At 41.6% G+C, this 221-nt stretch carries 1 protein-coding gene; it reads right to left on the bottom strand.

The window, feature by feature from the left end; translation table 11 throughout:
• Positions 1-221, bottom strand: a 221-nt coding sequence (locus tag EL17_RS22370) for a hypothetical protein (protein ID WP_035080088.1), incomplete at both ends; no start/stop codon positions are given.

Genomic DNA, 221 nt, shown 5'->3' with positions numbered 1-221 from the left:
GGTATAGGTGAGAAGATCTCCGTCAGGATCGGAGAAAGTGTTAGCCGCTATGGATAGACTGAAGGCTGAACCTAGTATGACATTCTGGTCAGGGACAGGATAAGATAGTACAGGAGCATTGTTCATTACCGTTTTTGAGATGATCTCAAGGGCAGAAACTTTAGCGAAATTTTCAATATTGATAAAATCCAGGTTTAAGGCCCCATCAGTAACATTGACAT

It is taken from the genome of Anditalea andensis (assembly GCF_000714815.1).
In the GTDB taxonomy this organism is placed as follows: domain Bacteria; phylum Bacteroidota; class Bacteroidia; order Cytophagales; family Cyclobacteriaceae; genus Anditalea; species Anditalea andensis.
This window is presented reverse-complemented; position numbering and strand designations above follow the sequence as displayed.